Consider the following 17,657-nt stretch of genomic DNA (forward strand, 5'->3'; position numbering starts at 1 on the left):
ATGAGCCGCTATGGTCACGCTGCCATGGCGGGCATGAGCATGGATCATGGCAGTGCCGAGGCGGGCATGGCGATGGGGGCGATGAAGGGAGCGCAAGACGACGCCGGTGGTATGGCGGGGATGGACCATGGTGACATGGTCATGCCAGCGGGGGAGATGCAGCACGGCACCATGGCTGGGATGCAAGGCACCATGGCCGGGATGCAGGGTGGCAAGGGCCGTACCAAGCCGCTGGATCTGCACAGCGGCAACCGGATCAACGGTCAGCCCTTTGCCATGAATGACCCGCAGTTTGCGGTCAAGCTGGGCCAGACCGAGCGCTGGATCATCTCGGGGGAGGGGGACATGATGCTGCACCCCTTCCATATCCATGGCACCCGTTTCCGGATCCTGAGCGAGAACGGTCAACCGGTGGCGCCACACCGTGCCGGCTGGAAGGACATTGTGAATGTCGAGGGTGGACGCAGTGAGGTGCTGGTGCGTTTCGATCACCCGGCGCCCAGGGAACGCGCCTACATGGCGCACTGCCACCTGCTGGAGCACGAGGACACAGGTATGATGGTCTCGTTCACAGTGGAAGCCTGAAAAAATGGCCCGAACGGGGCCATTTGTTCATTTCACTGGTCAGATCTCACTATCTGCGCACATCACATACCCCTTGGCATAAAAGCGTGTAAAATTGCGCCCTGAATTTCCCGGCCAACTCGGTTGGTCGCGGCTCCTTACACGCAAGGCTGACATTGTGACTGAAGTAGATAGATTCGCGGACATTCGCCCCTACCGCGATGAAGAAGTGCCGGCAGCCATAGAACGGCTGATCCAGGATGATGAATTTATCGGCGCCATCGCCAAGTATCGTTTCGGCTCCCTGATGAGCTGGCTTGGCTGGGCCATTCGCCCGCTGATCCGCCAATTCCTGCGCTACAAGTGGTGCAAGGTGACCACCATTCATCAGGTGCAGATGGGGGTGACCCATTACATGTCCCGCATGATAGCCACCTCCACCAAGGGCGTAACCTTCTCCGGCCTCGAACACCTCAAGAAAGAGCAGGGCTATCTGTTAGTCTCCAACCACAGGGACATCGCCATGGATCCGGCGTTCGTCAACTGGGGGCTGCACACCCATGGGTTTGATACGGTGCGCATCGCCATCGGTGACAACCTGCTGCGCAAACCCTGCGCCACCGAGTTGATGAAGCTCAACAAGAGCTTCATCGTCAAGCGCTCCGCCAAGGGGCCGAGGGAGATGATGAAAATGCTCGGCGAGCTGTCCGCCTATATCGGCCAGTCGGTGCACGAGGGTCACTCCATCTGGATCGCCCAGAAGGAAGGGCGCGCCAAGAATGGCGATGACAAGACGGATCCGGCCATCCTCAAGATGTTCTATGTGGACGGCAAGAAGCAGAAAATCGACTTCGTCGACTACATGCGCAGCCTCAACATAGTGCCGGTCAGCATCAGCTACGAGGTGGATCCCACCGACAAGGCCAAGGCGCGCGAGTTGTACGAGAAGTCAATCAACGGCAGCTACGAGAAGGGCGAGTTCGAGGACATCGAAAGCATAGTCGCCGGCATCGTCGGCCAGAAGGGGCGGGTACACGTCTCCTTCGGCGCCCCCATCACCGAGGGCTTCAGCGATCCGGACGAACTGGCGGCGCTGATCGACAAGGCGATCTGGGGCAACTATCGCCTCTTCCCGGGTAACTACCTGGCCGCAGATGTGTCCGGCAAGGCCAATACCATAGAGCAGGCGGCCTTCCTGACCCGTCAGTCAGAGGTACCTGAAGAGCACAAGAGCATCTGGCGCGCCATGTACGCCAAGCCGGTGGAAAACGCCCGCAAGGTTTGAATGACACCGGTTGTGCGAAAAAAACGGGAGCAGATGCTCCCGTTTTTGCGTCTGGTCAAAGTCGACGGCGATGGAGTAGTGAATAATATTGTTTCAGCTGGTACGATCACTGGGCGAATACGCTTGCGCCTCTTGGCAAGCTGCGGATGAGTGTGTAACAGTGCCCTCATCACGCTCGGCACGAGCACATGCTCGACTCTTGTCTGCACGGATTGCAGACGGTGTGACACAAGGACCTGAACAGGGTCCTTTTTCATTTTGCGGCAAAGATGTTGCCGGAATACACCTAAGGATCCGCTCGCCATGATTACCGGCAGTCTGAATACCCTGCAGCGCACGCCGCTGCCCGCCCCGCTGGATCGCATCATGGTCGAGGTGGTGAAGAGCGTGGAACAGTGGCTGAATGCGCCGCTCGGCAAGACAGAGATCGACGGCCTCACGCTGTTCTGTCTGGTGAGTGAAGAGCTGACCGAGTCGGCAGCGGATCGCCGTGGCGAGTTCCATCAGCAGTATCTGGATATCCAGCTGTTGCTGCGCGGGGAAGAGTGGATAGGTGTCGGGCCTCATGCCTATGTCAATGCAGGCGCCGATCATCCCCATCCCGATCTCTGGTTCGTCGACGATGAACAGACCAGTTATCTGGCGTTGCAGCCTGGCGACTTCGCCATCTTCTGGCCGGGAGAGCTGCATCGCCCCCTCTGCACCCCCAACCAGCCGGCTCAGGTGAAGAAGCTGGTGGTCAAGGTGCACAGGGATCTGCTGGCTGGCCTGTAACCGCCTACGCAGCGTGGCGAAGATGAGTGCAAGGCATCATCAGAACCTGCACTTAACGTATTGAAAAATTGGGCGCACTTTCCTGCGACCATAAGCCCCCGGCAGGGGAATCCCATCCACTTCTGGATGACACGACACTGTTGGCACAAAGCCGAAGCACAGGAAGATGTAGAACATGAGCAAGTTGGTATTGATCCTTAACTGCGGTAGCTCTTCCCTGAAATTTGCCGTAATGGACGCCGAAACAGGTGAGGACATGCTGTCCGGCCTGGCCGAATGCTTCAATCTGGATGATGCACGTATCAAATGGAAACTCCACGGGGTCAAGGGCGAAGCCATGTTGGGAGCGGGCGCCGCACACCAGGCTGCCCTCGACCACATAGTGGGTCATATCCTGCCCCAGGATCCCTCTCTGGCCGAGCAGCTGGTGGCCATCGGCCATCGCATCGTGCACGGTGGCGAGCAGTTCTCCCGCTCCGTTCGCATCGATGATGGCGTGATCGCCGGCATCGAAGCCGCCATTCCGTTCGCTCCCCTGCACAATCCGGCGCACCTCATCGGCATCCGTGCCGCGCTCAAGGTCTTCCCGGCCCTGGTCGAGAAGAACGTGGCCGTCTTCGACACCGCTTTCCATCAGACCCTGCCGCAGGAAGCCTATCTCTACGCACTGCCCTACAAGCTCTATACAGAGAATGGCATCCGTCGTTACGGCGCCCATGGCACCTCCCACCGCTTCATCGCACAAGAGGCCGCCAAGGCGCTGGACAAGCCGCTGGCCGAGCTCAACATCATCAACTGCCACCTGGGCAACGGTGCCTCCGTTTGCGCCATCAAGAACGGCGAGTCCGTCGACACCTCCATGGGCCTGACCCCGCTGGAAGGGCTGGCAATGGGCACTCGTTGTGGCGACATAGACCCCGCGATCGTCTTCTTCATGCACGACCAGCTCGGTTACAGCGTGGACGAGATCAACCACACCCTCACCCGTGAGTCCGGTCTGCTGGGCCTGACCGAAGTGAGCAGTGACTGCCGCTATGTCACCACCCACTATGCGAGCGACGCTGGCGCCAAGCGTGCGCTGGATGTATTCACCTACCGGGTGGCCAAGTATGTCGGCGCCTATGCCGCCGCCATGGAGGGTCGTCTGGACGCCCTGGTGTTCACCGGTGGTATCGGTGAAAACGCCGCCATGGTGCGCGAGACGGTGCTGGATCGTCTGGCCCTGTTCGGCTTCAAGGTCGATAAAGAAGCGAACAATGCCGCCGTGCTCGGTGGCGAGGGTCCCATCACGGCCCAAGGCAGCCGCCTGGCGCTGGTGATGCCCACCAACGAAGAGCTGGTGATCGCACGCGATGCCCTGAGCCTGGTCGGCTAACACCACCTGCGCGCTCAATCAACGCCCGGCTCATGCCGGGCGTTGTCGTTTCCGGCCTCTGGTTGAGCAGCTTGTCATTTGACATGGGATAGTAGATACGTACCCTGACGACTGTTGCACGCATTGGAGGTAGGGATGAAGGAGATATTTTTTCACTGGCTGACCGACATGGGGATCGAAGTCAGCGGTCTGATGGCACTGGTGATCGCTCTGGGCTTTATCGTCCTTACTGCGCTGCTACTGCACATACTGTTGCACCGGGTGCTGCTGGTACGGCTGGTCGGCATCCTCGGCAAGACCCAGCAGGTGTGGCTGCCGCCTCAGCTGCAGCAGCGCCTGTTTTTCCGGCTCGCCCTGGTGTTTCAGGGGGTCGTGCTGCTCGGTCAGGCCGAGATCTGGCTGCCGCGCAGCTCAGAGAGCCTGCACTGGATCGAGATGCTGGCCCAGTTATGGATCCTCTTGTTCCTGCTGCTGGCGCTGTTTGCCCTGCTCGACTGCATGCTGTTGGTGAGCCGCTATACCCCCCGCCTCGGGCGGGAGCTGCCCCTGCGCGGTATCTTCCAGGGGGTCAAGCTGGTCGGCAGCATCATGGTCGGCATCCTGATGATCTCCATGTTGCTCGGCAAGTCACCGCTGTTCCTGTTCAGCGGCCTGGGGGCCATGACAGCCGTGCTGATGTTGGTGTTCAAGGATCCCATCCTCGGCCTGGTCGCGGGGATCCAGCTCTCCGCCAACCGCATGCTGACCGTTGGCGACTGGCTGCAGATGGACAAGTACGGTGCCGACGGCGAGGTGACCGATATCGGCCTCACCACCGTCAAGGTGTCGAACTGGGACAAGACCATCACCACTATTCCTACCTATGCGCTCATCTCCGACTCCTTCAAGAACTGGCAGGGGATGACAGAATCCGGTGGCCGTCGCATCAAGCGCAGCGTCAATATCGACATGACCAGCGTGCGCTTCCTGACCGTGGATGAGCAGATGCAGCTCAAGCAGGCCCAGCTGCTGGCGCCCTATCTCAGCCGCAAGGAGCAGGAGCTGAGCACCTATAACCAACAGCTGAGCGAAGCCTTGAGCTGCCCCATCAACGGGCGTCACCTCACCAACCTGGGTACGCTGCGCGCCTATCTGGACGCCTACTTGCGGGCCCATACCGGTATTCGTAAGGACATGACGCTGATAGTGCGCCAGCTGGCACCGACCCCTGACGGTCTGCCACTGGAGATCTATTGCTTTACCGCGACTACCGCCTGGGCCGATTACGAAGGGATCCAGTCCGATGTTTTCGACCATATCTTCGCCATCATTGATCAATTTCATCTGCGGTTGCACCAATCTCCCACAGGTTACGATATGCGCACCTGGCAGAGGGGACAAATGGAGTGAGGAAACGGGTCGAGGTGGCAGGGGAAACGCCATATTAATCATCGACCCGTATCCAGTTGCCAGTTGAAATTTGGTGTGCAGAGGAGAAAAATGGCGGCCTTCTCTTCGCGCCCCTGATCCCTCTTGAATCAGCTGTCAGCCCTGAGACGTCAATCAAGTCATCATCATGGGAAAGTTATGAAGCTCCTTCGCAATTGTGCGGCTGCTCTGTGCTGCAGCCTTGTTCTGGCCGCCGCGCCAGTGCTTGCTGTTGAATATGCCCTGCCTGCGGCCAACAGCCGTCTGGTGGGTGAAAATCTGGAATACGTGGTGCCGGCAGAGGAAAATGGCCAGCCGCTGGAAGCCGTTGCCGCCAAATTCCAGCTGGGTCTGACCAACATGCTTGAGGCCAACCCCAAGGTGGATCCCCTGCTGCTGCAGACCGGTGAGACGCTGATCGTGCCGCATCAGCTGATCCTGCCGGATGCCCCGCGCGAGGGCATAGTGCTGAACGTGGCCGAGATGCGCCTCTACTACTATCCGAAAGGCAAGAAGGTGGTGGAAGTGCTGCCCATCGGCATCGGCCAGCTCGGCACCGACACCCCGGAAAACTGGGTGACCAGCGTGCAGCGCAAGAAGGCGGGCCCGACCTGGACCCCGACGGCCAAGATGCACGCCGAGTATGCGGCCCGTGGCGAGCGCCTGCCAGCAGTCTGGCCCGCCGGCCCGGACAACCCCATGGGGCTGTTTGCGCTCTACATCGGCAAGATGTACGCCATTCACGGCACCAATGCCCAGTTCGGCATCGGCCTGCGGGTGAGCCACGGTTGCGTGCGTCTGCGTAACGAAGACATCGAATACCTGTTCAGGAAGATACCGGTTGGTGCGCGGGTGCAGTTCGTCAACCAGCCCATCAAGGCCACCGTCGAGCCGGATGGTCGCCGTTATCTGGAAGTGCATCAGCCGCTCTCCCGCAGCCAGGAGGAGTTCAACTCCAGCCTGCCTGCTCCGCTGCCCATGACCCAGGCCGCGACCCGCTTTATCGCCCATGCCGACAGCGACTCCCGGCTGGTCAAGCAGGCGCTGGAGCAGCGCAGCGGCATGCCGATTGCCATCAATCGCTGATCCTGTCGTTCATCGTCTCAAGCCCCGATCTTTGGTCGGGGCTTTTTTTACCGCCATGCCGGTAGGTGCATGGGGCAGGGCGACCCGATAAGCGTTTGCTGCATCAGGATAAAATCTGGCTGAGGGCTCCTTGAGTGGTTCGTTAGTTAAAGCTGAAACGTTTATGTTGTGTTTTTTATTTGTTAAAAGTGGTTGAGGTCATGGGATCTGCTGATTAAGCTAGGGCGGTTTTTTAAGGAAGAGCCCGTCGTCAGAACGGGTACACACGTCACCTAATGGAGTTTTGAATGACAGCCAGCACCCCAATGCTTATCACCTTTTTGGTGTATATCCTCGGGATGGTCCTGATAGGTTTTATCGCCTATCGCGCTACCCGCAACTTTGACGACTATATTCTCGGCGGCCGCCGTATGGGGAGCTGGGTCACCGCCCTCTCTGCCGGGGCCTCCGACATGAGCGGTTGGCTCCTGATGGGCCTGCCTGGCGCCGTCTTCATCGGCGGCATCTCCGAGAGCTGGATCGCCATCGGCCTCACCCTGGGGGCCTATCTCAACTGGCGCTGGGTCGCCGGACGGCTGCGGGTCCACACCGAGAAGAACCGCAACGCCCTGACCCTGCCGGACTACTTCACCTATCGCTTCGAGGACAAGAGCCGTGTGCTGCGCATCCTATCCGCCCTGGTGATCCTGCTGTTCTTCACCATCTACTGCGCCTCCGGCGTGGTGGCCGGTGCCCGCCTGTTCGAGAGCACCTTCGGCATGAACTATGAGACGGCCCTCTGGGTCGGTGCCGCAGCGACCATCACCTACACCTTCTTCGGCGGCTTCCTCGCGGTGAGCTGGACCGATACGGTGCAGGCCACCCTGATGATCTTCGCCCTGATCCTGACGCCGGTATTCGTCATCATCGCCGTCGGCGGCATCGACACCGCCATGGTGCAGGTGGCGGCGCAGAACGCCAGCAACCTCGACATGTTCAAGAACCTGGATTTCATCGCCATCATCTCGCTGATGGCCTGGGGTCTGGGCTACTTCGGCCAGCCCCACATACTGGCGCGCTTCATGGCGGCGGACTCCCACCACTCCATGGCCAATGCCCGTCGTATCAGCATGACCTGGATGGTGCTCTGCCTTGGTGGCGCCGTGGCCATCGGCTTCTTCGGCCTCTCCTACTTTGCCACCTTCACCGAGCACGCCGCCGGTGTCACCGGCAACCCGGAGCGGGTCTTTATCGAGCTCTCCAAGATCCTGTTCAACCCCTGGATTGCCGGCGTGCTGCTCTCCGCCATTCTGGCGGCCGTGATGAGTACCCTCAGCTGTCAGCTGCTGGTCTGCTCCAGCGCCATCACCGAAGATCTCTACAAGCCGTTCCTGCGCAAGAATGCCTCACAGAAAGAGCTGGTGTGGGTCGGCCGCCTGATGGTGCTGGCCATCGCCGTGGTCGCCATCGGTGTTGCCATGAACCCGGAGAACCGGGTACTGGGGCTGGTGAGCTACGCCTGGGCCGGTTTCGGTGCCGCTTTCGGTCCCGTGGTGCTGCTCTCCGTGCTCTGGTCGCGCATGACCCGCAATGGCGCCCTGGCGGGCATGTTGGTCGGTGCCCTGACCGTCATCATCTGGAAGCAGTTTGGCTGGCTGGGGCTGTATGAAATCATCCCGGGCTTCCTCTTCTCCGGGTTGGCGATCCTGGTGTTCAGCCTGCTGGACAAGGCCCCCTCCAAGGCCATGGTGGATCGCTTCGACGAGGCCGAGCGCGAGTTTCAGTCTCCGCTACCCGCCAGCATGAGCGAGCCGGTCGCCGTCAACTGAGTTGGCTACTGCCGATAACAAGAAGCCCCGCGATGCGGGGCTTTTTCATGGCTGCCTGGTGGGCTTGGCCTGCCCCCAGCGCGGCTGGGGTGCAGATGATCCAGGTTGGGCGGGCAGGATCCCGACTTATCGCTGCGTGGTGAGCCAGCGTTGCAGATGTTGCAGAAACAGCGCGGGCTGCTCGATAGGGTAGAGGTGGCCTGTGTGTGGCACCAGCAGGCGTGTGCTGGCGGAAATGGCGTTGCCAAGCGCCTCGCAGACCAGTGCAAACAGTGCTCTGGTATCTGCGCCCTGCACGATGCAGGTGGGCACGCTGAGCGCGGCAAGGCGCTCTGGCGACCAATCCGGCCGCTCGCGCTGGCTCAGTTGCTTGGGCAGGCTGGCGGCCTCTGCCAGTTGCGCCTGCTGCCACTTGAGCGGCTGCGCTGCAAAATAGCCTGCATGACCGCCCGAGCCATCGATCAGGGTCGCCACGGCCTCTTGCAGCAACCCTTCTCCAACCTGACCAAACACGGGGCCAAACATGGCTCCGGCATCGGCCATAAAGGCAGCCATGGCATGCTCATCCAGCGTTCCCGGGCAACCCGGCTCCACCAGATAGAGGCTTATGAATCGCTCCGGTGCCATCAAGGCGGCGGTCAGGGCCACATCCGCGCCATAAGACCAGCCGACCAGATGGACAGGGCCACATGCCAGCTGTGCTAGAAGCGCCAGCAGATCGTTGGCGTGGGTCTCAAGACCGAAAGGCCCCTCTTTGCCCGCCTCGCCAAAGTGACGCAGGGTGGGCGCATAGACGGTGTAGTGGGGTGAGAGTTGCTCGATATGTTCGAGCCAGAGGGTATGGTTGGCCAGCGCGCCGTGGATCAGCAGCAGCGGCTCGCCCGAACCGGCCTGCAGGCAGGGCAGCGGGCTGCCATTGATAAGAAAAGTGTGAGTCTGTGACTGCATATCAACGCCTCCCCGGCGTGTCATAAGAGCACAAGAGTATATGACAAGCGACCAGTGGTTGCTAAGTAGGCTCTTTCAGGCTGGCAATAGCCACTATAAACAAAATTTTGGTCATTATCGGAAAACCCATAAATCCAGCTCATGGTGGCATCCGCGATTGTTAAGCAACAACGTCCGACTCACCTAGTAGGTTATAATTATCATTCTTTTCTAAACTATCTAATATTTTAGCCGCATCGATCTCTTCATACAAAATCCAAGCATGAGGAAAATCGCTCTCTACATGGTTCAACTTGTAGGCACGAATGATAACTTCATCTTTTACCACTAAACCAGATTCTGAAAATTCAAGTTTAAACTCAGAGTATAGATTTCTGTCCTCCACATGTATTAGATTATCATAGATTATTCTTTCGCCGGATATTGCCTTTACCCTAGCTTTTTTAGGTAGTCCCTCTGAATTAGAAACTAAAAACAACTCCCCAAGAACATATTCTTCTGTACTGTTAGATAACTGAGAGATGGGTTTGTATTTTTTATCCTCTAAATCTCTTTCCATATAGTAAACTAGCGGACACATTAAACTATCCTTGTTTCTATCTTGACGTTTAAACATTGTTTATTCATAACATTTTCTGATTCCTTCGAATCAAACTTATATTGAGTGACACAGAGGTATCTGCCTTTTCGACCAACAACCGGACCAACTATATAATCATAGTCTGGAGTAACACTATAAGAACCTGTAGTTTTAGGTTTTTTAGATAATTTATCAAATAAGCTTCGTCCTTGCTCTCGATTCAGTTCATTCTTTTTGTAAAACTTCTCTAGTTGGATAATGTTTATCTTTACTTCCAGCGTGTTATTAAGATAGTGCATGGCATTGTCAGCAGTCCCATAAACTCCTTTAGTCTTATGGTAAGCGCGCCGTTTAGCTAGGCGTCGACTGTCTCCTAAATAAAACCCTTTACCAAACTCACCACCACCTTTACTAACATCAACCTTACAGTTTTTTAAGTCCTGTACAACATTGCTATCTGTACCGTGATATAAAGTAATTTCCATTGTATCCTCTTGTTGCTTAACACCCGTTTAAGGGGCCGCCAACGCTACTACCAAGTTTCCGCACAACCCTGAAACCATTAAAATCAACGCAAAATAAAAATGCCATGCGTTGGCTGCCCCTCTTGAAACGTTCGTTAAATTTATTTTTTAGGAAGGTACTTTTCATATTTTTCTGGAAGTAATCCATACTGCCCCCATGCATTCAAGAAGCTTTTAGGAATATCATTACCTTCCCATTCTATGTCTGAGTGGAACAGTATGTACCGCCCAATTTTTGTAGAATCAATGTGCTTTCTTTCATCAAAGTTTGGGTAAGTATATAATTTGAACTCTTGAAGGTTAGGAGTTTCGACGTAAATAATATTGCGATGTGTCAATCTTTTATAATTGGAGATTTTTGCAAAAAATAATCGAGGCAACTTATCAAAGCCATCAACGACGATGCTTGTAGGATTCAGAGCATCCTTTAGAACTTTCATATATCTCGATTCAGGTAGAATATATGCTCGATGAATGTTTTTATCGAAATCCTTACATAGTGCACCGATATTCTTTATTTTACTTGGCAGTTTAAATTCTTCTCCATTGTGACGACCTATTGCAACCTCCGTTTCTGGACCATTCTCATCTTCGATAGGTGTACGTTCATATTCCTTTAGTTCCTCGTCTTCATCTGAGATTTCTGGAGGGGCAAGCTGCCAACTAGAAACAACAACTAACTCTTCATTTTCAATAGCTTTTTTAGCTTCTTCTTCATTCTTAAACAGTTGCCCCTGTTTCTTTTGTACTTTGAGGCGACAATTAATGTGAGAAAATGACGGCTTGTGTTTGTAATGAGCAGTTACAGCATTGGTCGTTATATTTTTTAGGTCAGGAGTTCTAGATAACGGCGTTGTACAAACTGGACAATATACTCTTCCCTTCATTTCTGCCGTAAAATCCTCTGGCACCACTTGTATAGACTGTGCTTCTAGTTGTTCTTTTGAACCTATACCATAAACCCAGCTATTTGAATGCAAAGCAAATGCTATAAGGTGTTTATTCTCTTCCATATGTTCTCCACAGTTTTAGGGAATTTAACTCAGCGTCAAGGGGTGAGTGTCGCCTAAACCAGCTTTCCGCAAAAAACTGTCGCTACCACAAACTACTGAAATTGGGACAGTCACCATGTTGAGTCGGTCGTTGTGGGCAGCTCTCGCTTATCCATTTCATCAGGCATGGCTACCGCCCCTGAATTTCAGCCTCCAGTCTGCTGCGTTTAACCAACGGGGTAGGGTTGGCAGGGCTCATGGGGTGACTCCGACGAGGAGAGTGTTGCCAATCGGGTATGTTAAAGGGCGTGGCGCAGAGGGGAAGGGGAAAATGGAAGATTTCTGGGCAGGATCAACAAATTAATGAACAAGGCGGTGTGATCGATAGATTGCGGTGAGCTGCGGGAAGCGTTTTTCAACAGGCAGCGATAACGAGTGTGTGACCACGGATGGCGGAAGTCACCCTCTGGCATTGCGGGGGCGCCATTGTGGTCGGCAAGGGGCAGCTTGCAGGCGGCCCCGGTACTGCGGTCAGTTGCCCTTGGTCGGGATCTCAGTGCAGCTAAGTGTCGGCTGGCCATAACGCGCCAGGCTGGCCTCGTTCCCCTTGGTAAAAAGGGTGAGGTTTTGCCCTTCATAGCGGGCGCCGCTGGCGCTGGGGGCGTCATAGGCGAGCACCTGTTGCTGGCTATCGCCCTCGTTCAGGTTGATCACCGCGGCGGGCAGCTTGGCATCGTGATAGAAGTAGGTGGAGAGGGTGACGTTTTTGCCGCACTGGTAGTTGACCGGGGTCGGCACCATCAGTTGGCCGCCGCTGATCTGCAGCTCGGTGATCCGCAGCTGGTAGCTCTCTTCCACACACTGGCGCAGATCCTTGGCTTTCCAGCAGTCGTTGCGACCCTTGATCCAGCCGCGCTGCATGGCCTTCTCCGTTTTGAGCTGTTCGGGGGAGAGGTTGGCAATTGCCTTGGGGTAGAGGGCCGCCAGTTCGTTATCAAGGGCCGCCAGTCCGGCATCCTTGCAGATCAGGGTTTCGGCCGCGCCGGCTGCCTTGGCGCAATCAAAGGAGGGGGTGGCAGCGCAGGCCAGCAGAGGGGCAAACAGCAGGGGGCCAAGCAGCAGCTTGTTCATCGGGAAGACTCCAGCAAACAGGGTTGGATACCCGTTACTAGAGCACACTCTACAGCACAATGCAGCAGGGCCGCCGAGCGCTATTGCGCCGGGCGGCCCCGATTGGCAGAGCCTGCTCTCTTGGTGCGAGAGCCGGGGTTATCTGCGCAACGACCCCATCTTGTTGGCACCCATCAGCGATTCAGGGGCTGATGGTGCAAAGGGAGGTGACGCAGGATTAGCGACCATCCCAGGCGTTGCGGGTTGCAGCCTCTTTGAAGCGCGCGCGGTTGCTATCGTTGGGCTGAGGTTCGCTATCGCCGAAGATGGCGCGCAGCCAGTGGCCGTCTGTCGGATTGGGAAACAGTATGTAGCGAGTGCCGTACAACTCTTTGTCTGCTTCCATCTGCGTCAAGCGCTCTTCCACATCCTGGCTGTAGTATTTGCGGCGAAAGTCATTGAGGTTATCGCCCAGGTAGAGCACAACGTTGAAGGCTTGCGCGATTTCATCCTGGCGAGTCTCTTTATTGGATGAGTCGCGCAGCAGGGTGACATGCTGGTCATCCGCAAAGGGCAGGCCGGCTAGTCGCACCTGGTTGACCCCTATTTCTTGCGTTTTATCTCCTTGATCCCGAGAGCTGACATAAAACACTTCCACCCCTTTGCTCGCTGCGAATTTAAAAAACGCCAGTGCGCCGGGTGCCACTACCATCTGGTTTTTGGGGAGCCAGGCATCCCAAACCGGATCATCAAAGAAGTCTTTATTGTTGTTGATCAGGTAGCCCCAATAAGGCAGCGGCAGAAAAATGGTGTCATCCAGATCAGTGATCACCGCAAGGGGCTTGTCACCCGGTTTGTGTGCCTCGAGGGCTTTTTCCAGCTGCATCCGGGCCAGATTATACCCCTGATGGTAGAGGGCTTGATATTCGGCTGCCGTTTGTTTCCAGGCCACTGCCGCGATCAATAGATTGTTGGTGCCATTGCCTGTCGGGGCGTCGTGGTTGGTCGCAGGAAGAGGCTGGGCGTGTGCCCCCGCCATGGCGCCCAGCAGCGCGACAGTTGTCAGGGTTTTGGTGAATAAAGGCATGAGAACATACTCCATGTTGTTCAGTCGAGCAGGTAAGCGATAGGAGACCACCGCCCAATGGTGTTTGAAAGTCACCAGAGTGCCATAGGTGCAACGTCAGCCCCAAGCCCATATTGTCAGGGCTGCCAGGCCGGGGTGGATGATCAATTAGGTGGCGAGTCTGTTTAATACGGCAACCGCCTTGGCTCCGTGCTGATGCGCCACGAAAATATGGTCATGATAATAACCGGCCATCACGTTGCAGCTGATTTGATGTCGTGCCAGTGCGCTGGCAAAGGCTGCCGTCAACCCCACAGCGGCTAAATCGGAGTGAACCGTGAGAGTAATCCAGGCGGCCACATAGGCAAATTCAAGACCCTGTTGCTCTGCCAATACTTTGGGCAACACCAGAGTATGTCCCTCCTGCTCCTTGATCGTGGCGACAGCACTGGCCAGCAAGGTCTGGCTTGGCGTGGCAAGGGTACAGAAGACATATTCTCCCGGATTGAGAACGGGACTAGCTCCTTTTAACAAGGTGGCAAGGTCGGTTTCACCTTTCATGTTTGCTCCTGCTGACGGTGACGGCAGGCTAGTCTGCCACACCCGTTGGCGGAAAAAGTAACCACTTGTGCTAATGGGCTATGGGTTTTCTTGATAAGCGTTGCGGTTTCGCCGCCAGTGCGCGGGATGTGAAGCGGGGGTTGTTTCTTGCTCAGTGGGCGAGTGTCGCCAGCCCGGTTGTGAGGCTGGCGGCAGCAAGAGGATCAGGCCAGCGCCAGTGGCTGGCGGCTACGCCACAGCCGCTCGTGAAAGAAGAAGATGACTGTGTTGATGGCAGGCTCGATCGTCGCCATCACGCCGCCGGTGAGCAGCTCGCCGCTCAGCAGGAAGGCGACCCCGAAGGCGACACTGAAGTGGACCAGTGCGAAGCTGCTGGTCTTGGCCTGCAGGCTGTGCTCGGGTTTGAACTTGTGCCAGCCAAGGTCATGAAAGTAGAAGGCGACAGTGTTGACGGCGGGCTCGATCAGCGCGATCAGGCTGGCGGTAAGCAGCTCACCGGTCAGCAGGTAAGCCAGGGTAAAGGCCACGATGAAGTGCAGGGCGGCAAAGCTGATGGTCTTTTTCATGATGGCGGCTCCCTCTGGTGATAACAGGAGTATCCGCCATAATGACATTAAATGAAAATTATTCTCATCTATTGCCGATATAGAGAAAACCTATCAAGGGGCGAGTGGCCGGTGCGGTTCAGCGGTCGCCAATCGCAGCCAAGTCGATAAAGTACAGGTTCTTCACACTTGCCCATGAAAAAGGATCTTTCATGAATATCAATGCCACCCTGCTTGGCCAGTTTATTGCGTTGTTGATGATCATCGTCGGCGTCATCGCCTGGCGGCTGGCGCGCCGCAAGAGCGAGCATCCAGTGTTGGTCACCGCCATCTGCACACTGCTCTGCCGGTTTCCACCCTTTGGTCTGCTGGCCCTGTTGCTGGTTGCACTGAAACAGGATCGGCCCGCCCGCTCATAGGGGCGCAGCGGTTGGCGAACAGGTTCAGGCTGCCGCACACACCGGCCGCACCAATAGAAAAAGCCCCGTGATGGGGCTTTTGCGTTTCAACTTTGTGGTCACTGTGGGGCGGGGGATTAATCCTCGGCCTTGTTGAGCCACTCCACCTTGTACTGGGCGCCGGCGCCTTGTGCCAGCTTGGCGCACAGCGGTTTCAGGAACGCTTCAATCTGCTCGTCCAGCATCCAGGGCGGGCTGATGATCAGCATGCCTGAACCGTTCATGCCCCAGTCGGCGGTCTGGCCTGCCACTTCCAGCTCGGCCACCAGCACGTTGCCGAAGTTCTCCCGTTTGATCGCCTTGAGCATGTCGCGGGATTTGTCCGCCTCCTGACCCAGGATGGGATACCAGAGGGCGTAGATGCCGGTGGCCCAGCGCTTCTGCGCCTTTTTCAGGGTATCGACCACGGCGAAGTAATCTTCCTTCAGCTCGTAGGGCGGGTCGATCAGTACCAGTCCACGGCGCGGAGTCGGTGGCAACAGGGCCACCAGCCCCTCGAAGCCGTCACGGTGGTGAACGGCGACGCGGGGGTCGTAACCCATGTTGGCGCGCAGGTCTTCCACCTCGTTGTTGTGCAGCTCCATCAGCGCCAGCTTGTCTTGCTCGCGGGCGAGGCGGCGTGACAGCTCCGGCGAGCCGGGGTAGTAGTGCAGCGCGCCGTCGTGTCCTTCTTGAGCGGGGTTCATCTCCTCGATGACGCCCAGATAGGGGGCCATGGCAGACCACTGGGCCCGCTCGTCCCACAGGCGGCCGATGCCGTCGGCATACTCGGCCTTCTTCTGGGACCAGTCGCCGCGCAGGTCGTAGAGACCGCCACCGGCATGGGTGTCCAGCACGATGAAGGGTTTTTCCTTCTTCTTGAGGGACTCGATGATCAGGGCCTGAACGGTGTGTTTCAGCACGTCGGCGTGGTTGCCGGCGTGAAAGGCGTGGCGATAACTCAGCATATTAGGTCTCTGAGGGGGCCCTGCTGGGCACCCAGTAACGATAGATAGTTCAACAAATTGTGGCTCTTGCCCCGCAACAGGGTGAGGCTGCGCAAGGTCTGCAGCAGGACCCCCTGCTGCAGCCGTTCCAGCTCCAGCTCGTGGGCCAGCATGGCCTGATACTCTTCCTCATCCAGCCGCGACTTGGCGCTCCGGCGCAGGGCGCGCCACGGGGTCAGCACCGCTTCGGTCTGCACCAGCGCAGGTTGCAGGTCGGTGAGATCGACCACGATGCCGAGTTGATCGAGCCGGTGCAACAACAGCGCCAGATTGACGTTGCCGCCCTGCGCTTGCACGGTTAGCCAGTCCTGGTTGCGCTCGCCATAGACCTTGCCGCTCCAGTGCCAGAAGCCCAGCGGCGTCGGCAGTTCGTGCACGGCGACCTGCTCGGTCGTCATCAGCTGTTCGTCACGCAAAGAAGGCCTGCTCCATGGTTTCCAGCTCCTCTGAGAGGCTCATCCACTCCAGCTCCACCCCTTCCAGCTCCTCCTTGATGGGGCCCTGGGACTTGAGCAGTTCGGAGAGCTTGTTCTTGGCGCTCTCTTCGTAGATTGCGGGATCGGCCAGTTGCTCTTCCACTGCGGCCAGCCGGGTCTGCAGTTTTTCCATGCTGGCTTCGAGCTTCTCCAGCTTCTGGCGCAGGGGGCGGGTCGCTTGCCGGAACTCCGCCTCGCGCCGCTTCTGATCCTTGCGCGCCAGCGCCGAGTTGGCGGAGATGACGCCATCGCTTGGCTTGGCGTTGGCCTCTTTTTCCTGCTCGCCGAGCCACTTGTGGTAGTCGTCCAGATCGCCATCGAAGGCTTCGACCCGGCCGCCGTGCACCAGATAGAAATCATCGGTGGTGGTGCGCAGCAGGTGACGGTCGTGTGACACCACCACCATGGCCCCTTCGAAGCCTTGCAGCGCCATGGTCAGGGCGTGGCGCATCTCCAGATCCAGGTGGTTGGTCGGTTCATCCAGCAGCAAGAGGTTGGGCTTTTGCCAGGTGACGAGGGCCAGCACCAGCCGCGCCTTCTCGCCGCCGGAGAAGGGGGCCACCTTGTCGAGCGCCTTGTCACCGTGGAAGCCGAAGCTGCCCAGGTAGTTGCGCAGCTCCTGTTCGGATTTGTCCGGCGCGAGGCGGGCCAGGTGATCGAGGGGCGTGTCGTCGAGGCGCAGGGTCTCCAGCTGATGCTGGGCGAAGTAGCCGATGCTGACCCCGGCGCTCACCTCCAGCTTGCCTGACAGGGGCGGATTGGTGCCCGACAGCATCTTGATAAAGGTGGACTTGCCGGCGCCGTTGCGACCGAGCAGGCCGATGCGCGAACCCGGTACCAGGTTGAGTTTGATCTTCTCCAGGATCACCTTGTCGCCGTAACCGGCGCACAGATTCTCCATGGCGATGAGCGGGGTCGGCAGGGCTGACGGCTCGCGAAACTCGAAGCTGAACTCGGAGTCGGCGTGGGCAGGCAGCAGCTTCTCCATCCGCTCCATTGCTTTCAGGCGACTCTGTGCCTGACGGGCCTTGGAGGCCTTGTAGCGGAAGCGGTCCACATAGGCCTGCATGTGGGATACCTCCCGCTGCTGCTTCTCGTACATGGACTGCTGC

At 57.4% G+C, this 17,657-nt stretch carries 19 protein-coding genes; 8 read left to right on the top strand and 11 right to left on the bottom strand.

Translation table 11 applies throughout. The features are described from left to right. From AAC083_RS23255 to putP, 7 genes are all read left to right on the top strand, one after another. On the top strand, window positions 1–585 hold a 585-nt coding region (locus AAC083_RS23255), incomplete at its 5' end, for a multicopper oxidase domain-containing protein (RefSeq protein ID WP_258224733.1). 157 nt (window positions 586–742) lie between these two features. Further along, entirely contained in the window at window positions 743–1,849 is a 1,107-nt protein-coding gene (locus AAC083_RS16720; RefSeq protein ID WP_108537195.1) for a 1-acyl-sn-glycerol-3-phosphate acyltransferase, read from the top strand. Window positions 1,850–2,152: 303 nt separating this feature from the next. Further along, window positions 2,153–2,623, top strand: a complete 471-nt coding sequence (locus tag AAC083_RS16725; RefSeq protein ID WP_108537196.1) for a YhcH/YjgK/YiaL family protein — start codon at window positions 2,153–2,155, stop codon at window positions 2,621–2,623. Window positions 2,624–2,798: 175 nt separating this feature from the next. Then, window positions 2,799–3,998, top strand: coding sequence for an acetate kinase (locus tag AAC083_RS16730; protein WP_108537197.1), 1,200 nt, complete (start codon window positions 2,799–2,801; stop codon window positions 3,996–3,998). A 135-nt stretch (window positions 3,999–4,133) separates the two neighbouring features. Further along, window positions 4,134–5,387, top strand: a complete 1,254-nt coding sequence (locus tag AAC083_RS16735; protein WP_108537198.1) for a mechanosensitive ion channel family protein — start codon at window positions 4,134–4,136, stop codon at window positions 5,385–5,387. Window positions 5,388–5,564: 177 nt separating this feature from the next. Further along, window positions 5,565–6,491, top strand: a complete 927-nt coding sequence (locus AAC083_RS16740) for a L,D-transpeptidase family protein (protein WP_108537199.1) — start codon at window positions 5,565–5,567, stop codon at window positions 6,489–6,491. Between the two features lie 287 nt (window positions 6,492–6,778). After that, window positions 6,779–8,299, top strand: a complete 1,521-nt coding sequence (gene putP / locus AAC083_RS16745; protein WP_108537200.1) for a sodium/proline symporter PutP — start codon at window positions 6,779–6,781, stop codon at window positions 8,297–8,299. A gap of 126 nt (window positions 8,300–8,425) precedes the next feature. Here putP and AAC083_RS16750 read toward each other — a convergent pair whose 3' ends face one another. The 8 genes from AAC083_RS16750 to AAC083_RS16785 form a co-directional block, all read right to left on the bottom strand. Next, the gene (locus tag AAC083_RS16750; protein WP_108537201.1) at window positions 8,426–9,247 is read right to left on the bottom strand and encodes an alpha/beta fold hydrolase; all 822 of its coding nucleotides are present in this window, start codon (window positions 9,245–9,247) and stop codon (window positions 8,426–8,428) included. A 160-nt stretch (window positions 9,248–9,407) separates the two neighbouring features. Further along, complete coding sequence (locus tag AAC083_RS16755) at window positions 9,408–9,827, bottom strand: hypothetical protein (RefSeq protein ID WP_108537202.1); 420 nt, start codon at window positions 9,825–9,827, stop codon at window positions 9,408–9,410. Next, window positions 9,827–10,312, bottom strand: a complete 486-nt coding sequence (locus tag AAC083_RS16760; protein ID WP_108537203.1) for a DUF3990 domain-containing protein — start codon at window positions 10,310–10,312, stop codon at window positions 9,827–9,829. The genes AAC083_RS16755 and AAC083_RS16760 overlap by 1 nt, the downstream gene beginning before the upstream one ends. A gap of 140 nt (window positions 10,313–10,452) precedes the next feature. Then, window positions 10,453–11,364: a hypothetical protein gene (locus AAC083_RS16765; RefSeq protein ID WP_146181709.1), complete on the bottom strand. Its 912-nt coding sequence runs from the start codon at window positions 11,362–11,364 to the stop codon at window positions 10,453–10,455. Window positions 11,365–11,874: 510 nt separating this feature from the next. Then, window positions 11,875–12,474: an MliC family protein gene (locus tag AAC083_RS16770; RefSeq protein WP_108537204.1), complete on the bottom strand. Its 600-nt coding sequence runs from the start codon at window positions 12,472–12,474 to the stop codon at window positions 11,875–11,877. 217 nt (window positions 12,475–12,691) lie between these two features. Then, window positions 12,692–13,615, bottom strand: a complete 924-nt coding sequence (locus tag AAC083_RS16775; RefSeq protein ID WP_219927899.1) for a 5'-nucleotidase, lipoprotein e(P4) family — start codon at window positions 13,613–13,615, stop codon at window positions 12,692–12,694. A 72-nt stretch (window positions 13,616–13,687) separates the two neighbouring features. Next, window positions 13,688–14,080 carry an ACT domain-containing protein gene (locus AAC083_RS16780; protein WP_108537205.1) on the bottom strand — a complete coding sequence of 131 codons (393 nt, stop codon included), beginning with the start codon at window positions 14,078–14,080 and terminating at the stop codon, window positions 13,688–13,690. Between the two features lie 203 nt (window positions 14,081–14,283). Then, window positions 14,284–14,646, bottom strand: a complete 363-nt coding sequence (locus tag AAC083_RS16785) for a DUF2061 domain-containing protein (RefSeq protein ID WP_042034204.1) — start codon at window positions 14,644–14,646, stop codon at window positions 14,284–14,286. Window positions 14,647–14,837: 191 nt separating this feature from the next. Between AAC083_RS16785 and AAC083_RS16790 the strand changes: the two genes are divergently transcribed. Further along, entirely contained in the window at window positions 14,838–15,044 is a 207-nt protein-coding gene (locus tag AAC083_RS16790) for a hypothetical protein (protein WP_108537206.1), read from the top strand. A gap of 116 nt (window positions 15,045–15,160) precedes the next feature. Here AAC083_RS16790 and AAC083_RS16795 read toward each other — a convergent pair whose 3' ends face one another. The 3 genes from AAC083_RS16795 to AAC083_RS16805 form a co-directional block, all read right to left on the bottom strand. Further along, window positions 15,161–16,030: a 23S rRNA (adenine(2030)-N(6))-methyltransferase RlmJ gene (locus AAC083_RS16795; protein WP_108537207.1), complete on the bottom strand. Its 870-nt coding sequence runs from the start codon at window positions 16,028–16,030 to the stop codon at window positions 15,161–15,163. Beyond that, a complete protein-coding gene (locus tag AAC083_RS16800; RefSeq protein ID WP_181364789.1) occupies window positions 16,024–16,485 on the bottom strand; it encodes a DUF2390 domain-containing protein in 462 nt (153 codons plus the stop codon). Before AAC083_RS16800 ends, AAC083_RS16795 begins: the two co-directional genes overlap by 7 nt. After that, window positions 16,478–17,657 (bottom strand): ATP-binding cassette domain-containing protein (locus AAC083_RS16805; RefSeq protein WP_258224734.1); only part of this gene is annotated, 1,180 nt, incomplete at its 5' end. The genes AAC083_RS16805 and AAC083_RS16800, both read right to left, overlap by 8 nt.

This window comes from Aeromonas sp. HMWF014, from assembly GCF_963878295.1.
Classification (GTDB): Bacteria; Pseudomonadota; Gammaproteobacteria; order Enterobacterales; family Aeromonadaceae; genus Aeromonas; species Aeromonas popoffii.